Origin of the sequence: Flavobacterium microcysteis, assembly GCF_006385255.1 — a bacterium.
GTDB classification, from domain to species: Bacteria; Bacteroidota; Bacteroidia; order Flavobacteriales; family Flavobacteriaceae; genus Flavobacterium; species Flavobacterium microcysteis.
This window is the reverse complement of record NZ_VFJE01000051.1, coordinates 22,389-34,965: the sequence shown is the minus strand read 5'-3', so window position 1 is coordinate 34,965 and position 12,577 is coordinate 22,389. Positions and strand designations below refer to the sequence as shown.

15 protein-coding genes and 1 tRNA gene are annotated in these 12,577 nt (G+C 34.8%); 7 read left to right on the top strand and 9 right to left on the bottom strand.

Features of this window, described 5'->3' with window-relative positions:
- Window positions 1–337: 337 nt before the first annotated feature.
- Window positions 338–607 (bottom strand): hypothetical protein, encoded by a 270-nt coding sequence (locus FJA49_RS04290; RefSeq protein WP_139999218.1) that lies wholly within the window; start codon window positions 605–607, stop codon window positions 338–340.
- Between the two features lie 384 nt (window positions 608–991).
- Here FJA49_RS04290 and FJA49_RS04285 point away from each other — a divergent pair, with 384 nt between their 5' ends.
- From FJA49_RS04285 to FJA49_RS04265, 5 genes are all read left to right on the top strand, one after another.
- Window positions 992–1,927, top strand: a complete 936-nt coding sequence (locus FJA49_RS04285) for an IS1595 family transposase (protein ID WP_139999215.1) — start codon at window positions 992–994, stop codon at window positions 1,925–1,927.
- Window positions 1,909–2,145: a hypothetical protein gene (locus FJA49_RS04280; RefSeq protein ID WP_139999213.1), complete on the top strand. Its 237-nt coding sequence runs from the start codon at window positions 1,909–1,911 to the stop codon at window positions 2,143–2,145. Before FJA49_RS04285 ends, FJA49_RS04280 begins: the two co-directional genes overlap by 19 nt.
- 503 nt (window positions 2,146–2,648) lie before the next feature.
- Window positions 2,649–3,008 (top strand): BlaI/MecI/CopY family transcriptional regulator, encoded by a 360-nt coding sequence (locus FJA49_RS04275; RefSeq protein ID WP_139999211.1) that lies wholly within the window; start codon window positions 2,649–2,651, stop codon window positions 3,006–3,008.
- A gap of 2 nt (window positions 3,009–3,010) precedes the next feature.
- On the top strand, window positions 3,011–4,732 hold the full coding sequence (locus FJA49_RS04270; protein WP_139999209.1) for a M56 family metallopeptidase: 1,722 nt from the start codon (window positions 3,011–3,013) through the stop codon (window positions 4,730–4,732).
- 64 nt (window positions 4,733–4,796) lie between these two features.
- The gene (locus FJA49_RS04265; RefSeq protein ID WP_139999207.1) at window positions 4,797–4,937 is read left to right on the top strand and encodes an SsrA-binding protein; all 141 of its coding nucleotides are present in this window, start codon (window positions 4,797–4,799) and stop codon (window positions 4,935–4,937) included.
- Here the strand turns inward: FJA49_RS04265 and FJA49_RS04260 are convergent.
- On the bottom strand, window positions 4,934–5,446 hold the full coding sequence (locus FJA49_RS04260) for an adenine phosphoribosyltransferase (protein ID WP_139999205.1): 513 nt from the start codon (window positions 5,444–5,446) through the stop codon (window positions 4,934–4,936). The two genes, FJA49_RS04265 and FJA49_RS04260, sit on opposite strands and share 4 nt — an antisense overlap.
- Before the next feature lie 70 nt (window positions 5,447–5,516).
- Here FJA49_RS04260 and FJA49_RS04255 point away from each other — a divergent pair.
- Window positions 5,517–5,590: transfer RNA gene (locus tag FJA49_RS04255), tRNA-Arg, on the top strand.
- Between the two features lie 114 nt (window positions 5,591–5,704).
- Here the strand turns inward: FJA49_RS04255 and FJA49_RS04250 are convergent.
- Window positions 5,705–6,232, bottom strand: a complete 528-nt coding sequence (locus FJA49_RS04250) for a hypothetical protein (RefSeq protein ID WP_139999203.1) — start codon at window positions 6,230–6,232, stop codon at window positions 5,705–5,707.
- A gap of 468 nt (window positions 6,233–6,700) precedes the next feature.
- Between FJA49_RS04250 and FJA49_RS04245 the strand changes: the two genes are divergently transcribed.
- A complete protein-coding gene (locus tag FJA49_RS04245) occupies window positions 6,701–8,245 on the top strand; it encodes a reverse transcriptase domain-containing protein (RefSeq protein WP_139999201.1) in 1,545 nt (514 codons plus the stop codon).
- A 71-nt stretch (window positions 8,246–8,316) separates the two neighbouring features.
- Here FJA49_RS04245 and FJA49_RS04240 read toward each other — a convergent pair whose 3' ends face one another.
- The 6 genes from FJA49_RS04240 to FJA49_RS04215 form a co-directional block, all read right to left on the bottom strand.
- Complete coding sequence (locus FJA49_RS04240; RefSeq protein ID WP_139999199.1) at window positions 8,317–8,574, bottom strand: hypothetical protein; 258 nt, start codon at window positions 8,572–8,574, stop codon at window positions 8,317–8,319.
- 4 nt (window positions 8,575–8,578) lie between these two features.
- Window positions 8,579–8,959 (bottom strand): hypothetical protein, encoded by a 381-nt coding sequence (locus FJA49_RS04235; protein WP_139999197.1) that lies wholly within the window; start codon window positions 8,957–8,959, stop codon window positions 8,579–8,581.
- 322 nt (window positions 8,960–9,281) lie between these two features.
- A complete protein-coding gene (locus FJA49_RS04230) occupies window positions 9,282–10,298 on the bottom strand; it encodes an LLM class flavin-dependent oxidoreductase (protein ID WP_139999195.1) in 1,017 nt (338 codons plus the stop codon).
- Window positions 10,299–10,304: 6 nt separating this feature from the next.
- Window positions 10,305–10,823 carry a peptide-methionine (S)-S-oxide reductase gene (locus FJA49_RS04225; RefSeq protein ID WP_139999193.1) on the bottom strand — a complete coding sequence of 173 codons (519 nt, stop codon included), beginning with the start codon at window positions 10,821–10,823 and terminating at the stop codon, window positions 10,305–10,307.
- 2 nt (window positions 10,824–10,825) lie between these two features.
- Window positions 10,826–11,818, bottom strand: coding sequence for a bifunctional methionine sulfoxide reductase B/A protein (locus FJA49_RS04220; protein ID WP_139999191.1), 993 nt, complete (start codon window positions 11,816–11,818; stop codon window positions 10,826–10,828).
- A gap of 145 nt (window positions 11,819–11,963) precedes the next feature.
- A complete protein-coding gene (locus tag FJA49_RS04215) occupies window positions 11,964–12,557 on the bottom strand; it encodes a short chain dehydrogenase (protein ID WP_139999189.1) in 594 nt (197 codons plus the stop codon).
- Between the last annotated feature and the right edge of the window lie 20 nt (window positions 12,558–12,577).

The window sequence follows — 12,577 nt, the reverse complement described above, 5'->3', positions numbered from 1 at the left end:
AATGAAAGAAAGTGCAAAAAGTCTATTTTTCAATAATTTTTCTTTTGGTAAGTAGTACAAAATTACACCAATTAAAATAATTCGTATCTTTATAAAAGCAGGGTGGGATTGAGAACCTTTCTCTCAGACAGAGGTATTTGTGATTTCATTTCTCAACTTGATCACAAAAATAACCCTCTGAACGAGTTCTATCTAAACAATGAGACAATCTCTAAGAACGATCTTACGAACTCAATAAGAGTTGAGAGTTTCTTTTTTGACGGCAGAGATAACCGCAAGGTAATTTTTAATTCCATGTTTTGATGGTATTAATTGATAAATTATCCCACCGCTTTTATTAATCAAAAATAAAGGTTTTTGCTAAGAGAAAGATTAAAAATCCGACAAAGAAGACAACAACTGCTATCATTCCAAAAAACAAAATATAAAGGATTTTATCTCCTAACGTATTTAAAGTCTTATTGGATAGCTTTTCAATATTTTCATATCGGTTATTGATAGCGGGGCGTTTTCTAATCTTTTCCCTGATGTTTTCAAAAAGATATTCGGCAATACCAAGAATTAGGGCAACAACAGCCAGTCCGACAAAAATCATGACATACTCCATAATGGAAAAGGTTTAAATCACCCAAACCCAAAAGTGAAGTTATAAAACAAAGAAGCGTGGGTTTGTAACCTTAAATCTACCATTAGAGGTTCTGGTAAAACCCAACGACATAGAATAAGTACGCCCCACGCTAAAGCATGAGCGTATAACTTATCCATCCTGTGTCGTTTAAAATTTACCAGATTTCTAATGACAGAATGATAGCTAACGCTTTATTTTCTAAAGTTATGTAAAGGTAGCTTGCCCGTTCCTCATCGTGGACTGACAGGTACACCCTTGTCAATCGTTTTTCATTGCTCTCAATAGAAATTGGATCGAAAAACATCAGATACGGGCATGTCTACCCTAACACAAAAATAGTCAAATACATTAAAACAAGGCAATATGTTTAATACAAACTTTAAGTCAATGTTAGAATTGATACAGGCTTTTCCGACAGAAGAGTCATGTATCAAATACTTGGAACAGATATTATGGGATGGTGAGCCTGTAAGTCCATTTGATCCGGAGTCAAAAATCTACAGATGCAAGGAAGGTAGATACAAGTGTAAGAATACCGGTAAATATTTTACTGTTAGGACGGGTACTATGTATGATGGAACAAAGATTGGATTGCAGAAATGGTTTTTGGCTATTTGGCTTGTCACATGTCATAAAAAAGGCATATCTTCATTGCAGTTGGGAAGAGACTTAAACATCTCCCAAAAAGGAGCATGGTTTCTATTACAAAGAATCAGGGTATGCCTCTCTGTAGAAAATGATAGTGAACTTGAAGGAGTTGTAGAGATTGACGAAACGTTTGTTGGAGGAAAAAACAAGAACAGGCATAAGGACAAGAAAGTTCCGATGTCACAAGGCAGGAGTTATAAGGATAAAGTACCGGTTTTGGGAATGCTCGAAAGAGGAGGAAATCTGACCTGTGTTGTTGTATGTGATACCAAAAGAGAAACTATACAGCCATTGGTTAGGAAGTTTGTCAAGCCGGATTCAAAGGTAGTTACTGATGAGTGGCATGCGTATAACGGATTAAATGACATATTTGAACATCACATAGTCAATCATGGGAAGAAAGAATATGTAAATTTGCAAGACAATTCAATACATTCAAATTCCATTGAGGGTTTTTGGGGGATATTCAAAAGAGGAATGATAGGTATTTATAACCATACCTCAAAGAAACACCTTCCATTATATGTAAATGAATTTGTATTCAGATATAATATGAGAAAACATCCTGAAAGCGACAAATTCAATTGGATGGTCGCAAACTCAGGAATAAGAACTAAATACATGGATATAAAATGCCAAGAGAAAAGTTAACAGAGGAAGATTTGCTGAAAGCCGGAATCGGGTATTCCCTAATTGCAGACACCAAATATTTCAGTGTCAAGGAAATCAAAAATGTATTTCCGAATATGAAATTTAACATCGATAATATTAGGGATCATCCTGAAATTGGAAGATGTGTAAGAGTTGTAGATATTGAACCTATGACTGATTTTGATATCAGCATTAGGAAATTTAATCGTAAAAAATAACTTAAGTAGTGTAAACTTGTACTACTTACCTTTCTTTTATACATAAAGTTAGTACCTCAGAACCTTAGTACCTCTTTTTATTCCTGCCACAGATTTAAAGAATTATACAGATTTAAAGCTGCTATACAAAATGAAAGAAAACAGGAAAAATTAGACTTCAACGATTTCTGTATATAAATTTTGCGGCTCTGCGCCTTTGCGAGCAACTATTTCACGCAAAGGCGCAGAGGCGCAAAGCATAAACATGGAATTTTTTGGCAATCAATTTTAAATTATTCTTCTGTTTTTCAAACACATAACTCACAAAAAATCATTATTTTCGTGGGTATCTTTTTTATAGTCCTACAATAAAAAACTAAAAATTACGTTAATTAACTAAGAAAATAGTTTGCAAACTAAAAAATTAGTTGTACGTTTGTCTTGTTAGAGTTAGGAATTGGATTATCTCCTGAATAAAATCTAAAAAAAGCTATTCAGGAGAAAAGCCATAAAAACAAAATGAGATGCAGAAATTGACAAACAAAGAAGAAGAAGTAATGCAAATTTTATGGAAGCTGGAAAAGGCTTTTGTAAAAGAGATAATGGCTGAAATCAAGGAAGATCAACCACATTACAATACGCTTTCTACTATTGTGAGGATTTTAGAAGAAAAAGGATTTGTTGGACATACTGCTTTTGGAAATTCACACCAGTATTATCCAATCGTAGCATTGGAGGATTACAGAAAGCGCTTTATGACAACAGCAATTAATAATTATTTTGACAGTTCCTATAAAAACCTGGTCTCGTTTTTTGCCGAAGAAGAAAAAATTTCTGCTGACGAACTACGCGAGATCTTAGATATGATCGAAAAAAAGAAATAAGTATGGAAAGTTTCATCTTCTATTTTGCTAAAACATCTGCCTTGTTGGCCATTTTTTTCCTCGCCTATTATTTTCTGCTTAGGAAAGAAACTTTCTTTACCGCCAACAGATGGTTTCTTTTGGCCGGAATAGCGACTTCATTGTTTTTGCCAAAGGTGATTTTGGTAAAAACAGTCTGGGTTGAACCAGCAGTTACAGCACGCTATACTCCAATTGAAACAGCGAAAGCGCCGATTGCTTTTGAAGCAATTCCAAATGCTGGTGAAGAATTAGTTTCTCCTTCGTTTACGGAAGCTGAAAATTCTGTTATAACCACTGAACCTCTTGTGGTTCAAGAACCGGCTTTTAAAATCAATTGGCTGTATGTTATAATCGGAGTATATCTTATAGGAATGCTTTTCTTTTTAGGGAAATTTATCAGGGATTTTAGAGCCTTGCAAAAAATCATCCGAAACCAGACGGTAGAGCTTCACGAAGGTTTCAAATTTTTGGATACCGATAAAATACAATCCCCTTTTTCATTTTTCAGCTATATTGTCTATAACTCTAAACGCTTTAGAAAAGAAGAACTGGAAAATATACTGGAACATGAAAAAGTACACAGTTCGCAAAAGCATTCTGTGGATATGATTATCAGCCAGCTATTCTGTGTTGTATTTTGGTTTAATCCTTTTGCCTGGCTGCACAAAAAAGCTATAGCACAGAATTTAGAATTTATTGCCGATTCAATAGCACTAAAAGCCGTTCCAGATCGTATAATTTATCAAAAAACATTATTAAAAGTAAGTGCACCTCATCAATGCATTCCAATTACTAATCATTTCTTTCAATCATTAATCAAAAAACGAATCGTTATGTTAAACACAGATCAATCCAAAAAGAGGAATTCCTGGAAGTATGCAATCGTATTGCCTTTGCTAACTGTCTTTATGCTTCAATTCCAGGTAGAAACCGTTGCGCAGGAAAAAGAAGACGAACAAGTTCAGGCTCAACAAAGAAGCAATTACGAAGTTAGAGTAGATAAAAACTCTACTGATGACTATCTAACTGCACAATCAAAAATCTTTAAGAACAATCACGGAATTGACTTGAAATTTTCCAAAGTCAAAAGAAATTCTGACAAAGAGATTGTTGCTATCAAAACAACTTACAAGGATAAAAATGGTAATTCTGGTGATTCCTACCTAAAAGGCAAGGAACCAATTCAACCTTTCCTTTTAAGCAGAGAAGACGACAAGGTTGTCGTTTCAAATGTGCCGGCTGTTTACGGAAGTTTTAATACACCAACCGTTTACGGAAAATACAAAAATAATTCGTCGCCGGTAGCTTTGACATACAAAACAGGAATGCCGGTAATGCCGACACCTCCTACTCCTCCAGTAATGCCAAATATACCAACATTACCAAATGCGCCAACATTTCCACAATTGCCTGCTCCGCCAACACCTCCAACTACACCTTATGATGAAAATAGCGCTGCCTGGAAAAAATTTGACGAGCAGATCAAAAAATTCGAAGCGGAAATGAACTCAAAAGAAGGTGAAATAGCAAAATTTGAAGAAGCTATGGAAAAATTTGCCGCACAAGTTGAAGCCACCTATACAAAAGATGTTGAAAAGCAAATGGAAGAGTTTGAGAAAAAAATGGAAGTTTTTGAGCAGCAAATGGAATTATATGCCAAACAATTTGAAGAGCAAATGGAGAAAGATGCCAGAAACAGATAACCAAAATACAAATAAAAAAAGCTGTCAATAGACAGCTTTTTTTGTATCTTTAAGATAAAAAGTAATGTTTAAGATATTAGCAAAACTAAATAAATGGCTATTGCCTAATTATACCAAGCAAGGTTTGGATTTGGCTAAGGCAACAAAATTTCAAAAAGCGATAGTGGCATGGAAATATTATGTTACCATTCATGCGTTGGATTAATATTTCAAAGGAGAAAAAATATCGTATTGCTTGATTTTTTCTCGTCCGTTGAGGAATGTAAGCTCCATCAGGAAATTACATTGCACAATCTCCCCTCCTAATTTTTCTACCAATTCGCATACTGCTTTTGCAGTTCCGCCAGTAGCCAGTACGTCGTCATGTATCAGTACCTTATCTCCTTTTTGTATGGCATCCGTATGGATTTCTAACGTGTCCTGTCCGTATTCCAGGTCATAAGTTGCAGAAATTGTCGTGTAAGGAAGTTTTTTTGGCTTTCTTACCGGAACAAAACCTGCATCTAATTTATACGCCAAAAGTGTTGCAAAAAAGAATCCCCTGCTCTCTACTCCTACCACTTTATCGATTTTCACATCAGGCAAACCATTGATTAGCAGTTCCAAAAACACTTTTGAGGCTTCCGGATTGGCTAAAAGTGGTGTTATATCTTTAAAAACAATTCCGGGTTTTGGAAAGTCCTGAATATCACGGATGTACTTTTCTATTGACATTTTATTTACATTTAATTTAAAAATTGATTTGCAAGATAAACATAATTTCCTATATTTGCACCCGCATTAAGGCCTCGTGGCGCAACTGAATAGCGCATCTGATTACGGCTCAGAAGGTTACTGGTTTGAATCCAGTCGAGGTCACAACTTTTGATAAAGCATAGCTTTCGAAGATAACAAAAACCCAGTTTTACTGGGTTTTTTTATTTCTACTTACCTCATTCTTATGTCATGTAAATCAATAATCAAAACTTATACTCATTTTGTCTTATAAAGCGTCCCGACTTGATTTTTCTTATCATAATCAAATATTCTTTTTTCTACTTGTCTAGCAGTTAAATTTAAATCCAATGCCAAACTTCTTATGACTTCATAATAATTTTCACATTGAATCAGTGTAAAATTTTGTCCTTTTGGATTACTATCTAATAATTTTGAATTATATAATTGACGCCAAACTCTAATATCAAGTACTGGGTATAAAATTGGATTATAAAACATCAAAATAGCAGAAGCTGCAGGATAACTAACACCTTTAAGAGCTGTTAAAGTATGTATTTTTAGCTTATCGTTAGTTAAAGAAAAAGCTAATGTTGTTATTTCTTTTATTTCTTCTTCAGAATTTAACATATAAAGATTTAATGGTCTGGGTGATTTCCACATCAGAATTTTCAACAACTGCTCTTTGTTTAGAAAATTTTGATTTGATAAATCCTTGAAATAATCAAAAAGTATAGATGTTTTTGAATCTTCTGAATCCCCAACTGAGCCTATAATATCTTTCATACATTTTGAAATAAATATTGCTTGACATTTTTTATTTAAAATTTATCCCAAAAGATTAAAATTAATGGAATCTATTTGTTTGGAGTCATTTTTTTTGTAGATTTAAATCTTCAAAAAAATATAATTCTTTGAAATATTGCAATGTGTAAACGGGGCTGGATAACACGTTTTATAAACTACTGCTTGTTGTAATTGGACAATGAGGAAAACTGATACAAATAAAGCAAATAATTTGAAATATAATTACTGCTAATTTGTCGAGGGCGTTCCCTAAGAAGAACCCTTCAATCAATTTGGATGCCGTTTCTAACATATCATTCATTAAGTTGTTAAGATACAAAGATACTAATTCTATACCTGACATAAGAGGGAGCGATTCAACCGTAAGGAAGTATCGACTAGGCATGTGTTATCCCATTAAGTAAAGCATGCTCCCCCGTTACCGTTTACCATTGCTTTTTTTACCATATGGAAAACAGCAAAGATTGGTTTCGACTCAAGAAATATCCTCATATAGGTTTACCTCTTAAACTCAAGCATAAAGCTTGGGTTGAAAATTATGTTACTAATCCTGATTTAGTAAAAAAACATTCCTTCTATCCTTTTATTCACAGGAAACTTTCTGTTAGAAAATTTAGACAAAAAAAGCTTGAAGATGGAACCAAAACAAAGGAACGATTTGAAAGCTATAAAGAACGAGAAGTCTTTTACGCAAATCATTTAGATTCAAATATCTATAGTTACTATTCCAGTTTACTTGGTGAATTATATGAAAAAAAATTAGATTATTTTGGCATTGCTGATTGCGTCACAGCTTATCGCAGTATAAGATTAAACGAAAAATCGGAAAGTCGAAACAAATGCAATATAGACTTTGCAAATGATGTTTTTTCATATATTAAAAGTAATAAAAGAAGAAATCTTGTAGCAATAACATTTGACATTACTTCATTTTTTGACAATCTAAATCATCTGAAATTAAAAAAAGCATGGTGTTCGATTTTGCAAACCCAAAAACTTCCAGATGATCATTATGCCGTATTTAAAAATTTAACTAAATTTTCATATGTAGAAATAGATGATTTGTATAACGAGTTTAAAGATGAAATAATTGTTAACACTAAAACTGGTATTTCTAAAATTAAAGTAAGTCAACTGGGGCTTCTTAAAGAAAAAAATGCAGTTGCATTTTGTGAACTTAAAGATTTTAATTCTAGAATACGCAAAAAGAAATTAGTTAAGAATAATAAATTTTCCGACAAAGAAAATTTTCGAAAAGGCACACAAAGAACTAAAGGAATTCCTCAAGGTTCTCCTATAAGTGCTACTTTGGCAAATATTTATTTACTTCAGTTTGATGCCAAAATAAATTCCAAGATAATTGATTTGGGAGGTATTTATCGACGATATAGCGATGATATGATAGTTATAATTGATGAAAATCATAAAGACGAGATATATCAATATTTTTTAGATGAAATTTTAAAAGAAAATTTATTGATACAGCCTAGCAAAACACAAATATTTTATTTTAAGGAATTCAATGGAGTATATGGCTGTAAAGAACTAAACCAAATTACTGATGTATTAACTTCTAATACAAAATTCGAATATCTCGGATTTTCATTTAATGGAAGTGATGTTTATCTAAAATCTTCTGGACTTTCTAAATTTTATCGAAAAATGAAAAGGTCAATCAGAAGAGGTGGTTTCTATGCAAAATATGGAAGTAATAATGTCCCTCATTTATTTAAAAACAGATTATATAAAAAATTTACTCATTTAGGCTCTCAAAGGAAAAAAATATTTAAACCTGACCCACACAACCCTAATAAATTCTTAAAGACTGGAGAATATGATTGGGGTAATTTCCTATCTTATGCAAATTTAGCTGAAAGAATTTTTAAAAGTAAAAAGATAAAAAACCAAGTCAAAGGTCATTGGAAAAAGTTTGATATGCTTCTAAAATCAAAAGAAAAAGAGATTACAAAATTTCATCACAATTCAAAATAAGAATTTTTCAAGGTATGATTATTAAATAGAGATTAAAGCGTAAATTAATTGGATGCTTTAATCGCTTTATTTTAGTTCTCTCTTTTTAAGATTCTCCTGAAATTATCCATGACATTGTTTGCATATTGGGTAACTTCTTCAATTTCATCATTAGATAATCTTCCTATGTTCTCTTGAATTACTCCACGAATTACAACATCAAATTCTAATATTGTTGAATCTATCTTCTCGCTTCTCAACATCATATTAAATAAAACGTCATCTTCTATAATATAATTGTTTCTATACTGATTGTAAACAGCATCAATTTCTCTTTTTGTTTCCTGCATATTATTATTCTTCTTCTTTTAATAGTTCTACATTCCGTAATTCGTTTGCTACATCATCAAGAACCATAGTATAGTCTTCATAGAAGCCTTCTTCCTTCATTGCTAGTAATATATTCAGATTTGAATTTAACCCTTCTCTATATTTCACATTCTTATCTTCAGATTGAAGTGATTTTAAATTCTTTCTGATTTCATTTTCTAAATCTTGACAAAGTTTCTTATTTGCTAAATAACGTGCTTCTATATTTCGCATTACTTGTACTCTTGCATTAGTTGGTGGAGCAATGTATGTTCTTGATGAATTACTGTATGTTAGCTTAGATAAAACTTGTGAGTTTCCTAGATTACAGTTTGCTAGTAAGATGATTGAGTATAGATATTTCATATTTAGACAATTAAACCGTAAATATATTGCTTTAACTTCATTGATTAAGGAAAATCATAATTTAAAAAATAATGAAAAGGTTTTACTTCTGGACCAAGTTTAGATTTAATAAATAATCTTAGTAATGCAACATTTATACCCCTAGATCTACCTCTATAAAATTTGAGTTGCTAAAAAAAGTAAGTCACAATAAGTTATAATCCAGTCGAGGTCAAAAAATACTTTAAAAAGAGGCTTTTAGCCTCTTTTTTTTATTTCCCCTCATTTGGAATCTATATCTTTCCAACTCTCGAATTCCTCATTAACTTTAAGTATTTTGTAACTATAGGTTGTTCCTCTCATCAATAATTTCAGACAAAATCTGATACGATGTTACTCTATCCTTGTGCGCATGCATATTGGAAACCACCATAAGTTCATCGACACCGGTTTCTAAAAGGAATTTATTCAACTGCTTGGCAACCGCTTCCTTTCGTCCTACAAATGAATATTTAAGCATCTCACGTACTGCAGGATTGTGCTGTATCATCATTAGCTCGTCTGTCATTTCCATTGGCGGTTGCAATGGCTCTCTTTTTCCTGTAAGAATACCGAGAAACATTCGTATAAGCGATGTAAAATTTCTTTCGGCTTCATCATCGGTATTGGCAGCTATGACATTGACTCCGGCAATAGTATAAGGCTTGTCAAGCCACTCCGAAGGCTGAAACTCCTTTCTGTAAATATCCAAAGCTTCATTTAGGAAACCGGTAGCAAAATGGCTTGCAAAAGCGTAAGGCAATCCCATTTTTGCAGCAAGATGCGCACTGTCCAGGCTTGAGCCTAAAATATACAAAGGGACATTTACACCTTCAGCTACAACAGCTCGTACCTGTGACCACTCATTTTCGTCTGAAAAATACTTTTGTATCTGCTCAATTTCTCCGGGAAAATTGTGCACCGCCTGCATCCTATCACTGCGAATGGCATGTGCCGTAATCTGGTCTGTACCCGGTGCCCTGCCTAATCCTAAATCAATTCGGTTAGGATAAAGCCTGCCCAGCGTACCAAACTGCTCCGCCACGATAAGCGGTGAATGGTTGGGTAACATAATGCCTCCGGAACCTACTCTTATGGTTTTGGTATTTCCTGCTATGTGTCCGATAAGGATTGAAGTAGCTACACTTGCTACATGAATCATATTATGATGTTCTGCGAGCCAAAAGCGTTTGTAGCCCATTTCTTCAGTTTTTTGGGCAAGGTCTACGCTGTTCTTAAATGTCTGCTCTAGTGTCACCCCGTTTGATACGATGGCAAGTTCCAATATCGAGTAGGCTACTTTTTTATTTGTTGTTTCCATAATGTATTATGCATCTAATTGTTTTAGATGCCTTAGCTTATCAGTATCGGCAATTTTAGAAAACCGTTCCATGATAAGTTTTAGTTTGGGATTGATATAAAGTTCGCAAAAAGGCTTTTGAGGATCATTAAAATAATAATCCAACAGTTCCTCCCTGCTTGAGGTAAACTCACTGTAGGGTAAGACTTCCGTAATAATAGGCTTGTCAAACTCTGGTTGCAAAGACTGAATAGCTTCTTTGGCCAACTCCGCATCCTTATCTTCAAATGTATAGATTGCCGAACGGTATTTGCCTCTCATGGAATGTTGCGAAGTACTACTGTGCGTATGCAGGTGGATGGCAATGAGTGTTGCAAAGGAAATAACATCGTCATCAAACCCGACAATTACTCCTTCTGAAAATGATGTATCTGTACCTGTAGAAGCAATCCATCCCTGTTGTACCGATAGTATGCCTTTGAGCGAGGAAAATACCGCTTCCGTACACCAATGACAGCCACCACCAAATCCCGCCTGCCTAACCATGGTTATTTTAACTCTCCTTCCTTGGTGTCTTTCAGTTTGTTCTTAAAAAGCTCCCTGAATTTCCTTAGTTTCGGATCGATAACCACCTGGCAATAGCCTTCCTCAGAATTGTTTGAATAATAATCCTGATGGTATTCTTCCGCTTTATAAAAGTATTCCAATGGGGCTACTTCTGTAACGATAGGTTCATCGTAGGCTGACTGGATTTCTGCAATGGCTTGCTCTGCCGCTTTTTTCTCAGCTTCATCCCTGTAAAAAATGACGCTTCTGTATTGCGTACCTACGTCGGCACCCTGCCTGTTAAGTGTTGTCGGGTTATGCGTACTTAAATGTATGCGAAGCAAATCGTCATACGTTATTTCATCAGGATTGTAAGTGACTTCTATAACTTCGGCATGACCTGTCAGTCCGCTGCAAATTTCTCTGTAGGTAGGATTGGCAATTTTGCCACCGCTATAGCCGCTTTCTACTTTTGTTACGCCTTTTAGTTGGTTAAATACTGCTTCGGTACACCAAAAACAGCCTCCTCCAAAAGTCGCTTTCCTTTCATTGCTTTCTACCTTCTTTAAGGCAACAGCATTCATGCAATACCTTAATCCACCTGGACCAGGCCCATCGGGAAAAACGTGTCCCAAATGCGCATCACATGTATTGCATAGGGTTTCAACACGCACCATCCCATAACTTATATCCTTGTGATAGGCAATGGCATTTTCGGTGACAGGTTGGGTAAACGATGGCCAACCAGTACCGCTTTCAAATTTTTCATTGGCATCAAAAAGCAATGTACCGCAGCAAACACAAGCATATTTGCCCGGTTCAAACAGGGAACACATCTCTGAACTATGCGCTCGCTCAGTACCTTTTAAGCGGGTAATCCTGAACTCTTCAGGTGTCAGCAGCGTATGCCACTCTTCATTTGTTTTTACAACTTTTTTGTCTGGAATAGGATTACCAGTACTGGCAAATCGTATAACATCAATCCATTTTAGCATTTTAAATTTCCTTTCTTTTTTTACTTTGGATGTATATCTATAGTATAAAAAGTATGCCAAATAGGGCTGAATTGTTTATCTAAAAAAAATCAGCCCTTTTGTCATGTAGCTCAGGAAACTAAAAGGCAGTAATTGATAGTCTAGATTAAGGCTTGATGATCATGCCTGTGACAGAACCAAAAACACTCTTTCGAAAGGCATATTCTAACTGCTTCATTGTAGTTGGTATCTCACCTGGGAAAAAAGGAAAATACTGTGGCGAATCCTCGATTACAGTTGGGCTCACGGCATTGATACGGACACCGTTTTTAAGTTCAATCGATGCTCCTCGTACAAATCCCTCAACAGCTCCGTTGGCAGCTGATGCATTAGCAAAGTTTTTCTGCGGTTCATGGGTTAGTGCACCCGTAATTAAAGTAAATGATCCTTTTGGGTTGATGTACTTCTGTCCGATGAGAACCAGATTAATCTGCCCCATCATCTTACCTTCTACACCTTGACGAAATGTCTTGTCATCCAATTTTTCCCAGGGACCTACAAAGGTCGGGCCGGCGGTTGAGATTAGCGCATCAAAAGGTCCTATTTTCCTGAACATGTCTTCGATGGATGCAACGGATGTGATATCTACAGTTACATCGCCACCTTTGGATGCTACCCTAACAACTTCATGTTCTTTTTCGAGTGCTTTTACCAAATAGGATCCCATGGTGCCTGTGGCACCAACAAAAATAATTTTCATATACGAGTTTTTTTTAAGTG

What these genes read in the sequence shown, in the direction of transcription:
- FJA49_RS04290 (WP_139999218.1), bottom strand. Translation starts at nt 607, where the DNA reads ATGGAGTATGTCATGATTTTTGTCGGACTGGCTGTTGTTGCCCTAATT.
- FJA49_RS04285 (WP_139999215.1), top strand. Translation starts at nt 992, where the DNA reads ATGTTTAATACAAACTTTAAGTCAATGTTAGAATTGATACAGGCTTTT.
- FJA49_RS04280 (WP_139999213.1), top strand. Translation starts at nt 1,909, where the DNA reads ATGCCAAGAGAAAAGTTAACAGAGGAAGATTTGCTGAAAGCCGGAATC.
- FJA49_RS04275 (WP_139999211.1), top strand. Translation starts at nt 2,649, where the DNA reads ATGCAGAAATTGACAAACAAAGAAGAAGAAGTAATGCAAATTTTATGG.
- FJA49_RS04270 (WP_139999209.1), top strand. Translation starts at nt 3,011, where the DNA reads ATGGAAAGTTTCATCTTCTATTTTGCTAAAACATCTGCCTTGTTGGCC.
- FJA49_RS04265 (WP_139999207.1), top strand. Translation starts at nt 4,797, where the DNA reads ATGTTTAAGATATTAGCAAAACTAAATAAATGGCTATTGCCTAATTAT.
- FJA49_RS04260 (WP_139999205.1), bottom strand. Translation starts at nt 5,446, where the DNA reads ATGTCAATAGAAAAGTACATCCGTGATATTCAGGACTTTCCAAAACCC.
- FJA49_RS04250 (WP_139999203.1), bottom strand. Translation starts at nt 6,232, where the DNA reads ATGAAAGATATTATAGGCTCAGTTGGGGATTCAGAAGATTCAAAAACA.
- FJA49_RS04245 (WP_139999201.1), top strand. Translation starts at nt 6,701, where the DNA reads ATGGAAAACAGCAAAGATTGGTTTCGACTCAAGAAATATCCTCATATA.
- FJA49_RS04240 (WP_139999199.1), bottom strand. Translation starts at nt 8,574, where the DNA reads ATGCAGGAAACAAAAAGAGAAATTGATGCTGTTTACAATCAGTATAGA.
- FJA49_RS04235 (WP_139999197.1), bottom strand. Translation starts at nt 8,959, where the DNA reads ATGAAATATCTATACTCAATCATCTTACTAGCAAACTGTAATCTAGGA.
- FJA49_RS04230 (WP_139999195.1), bottom strand. Translation starts at nt 10,298, where the DNA reads ATGGAAACAACAAATAAAAAAGTAGCCTACTCGATATTGGAACTTGCC.
- FJA49_RS04225 (WP_139999193.1), bottom strand. Translation starts at nt 10,823, where the DNA reads ATGGTTAGGCAGGCGGGATTTGGTGGTGGCTGTCATTGGTGTACGGAA.
- FJA49_RS04220 (WP_139999191.1), bottom strand. Translation starts at nt 11,818, where the DNA reads ATGCTAAAATGGATTGATGTTATACGATTTGCCAGTACTGGTAATCCT.
- FJA49_RS04215 (WP_139999189.1), bottom strand. Translation starts at nt 12,557, where the DNA reads ATGAAAATTATTTTTGTTGGTGCCACAGGCACCATGGGATCCTATTTG.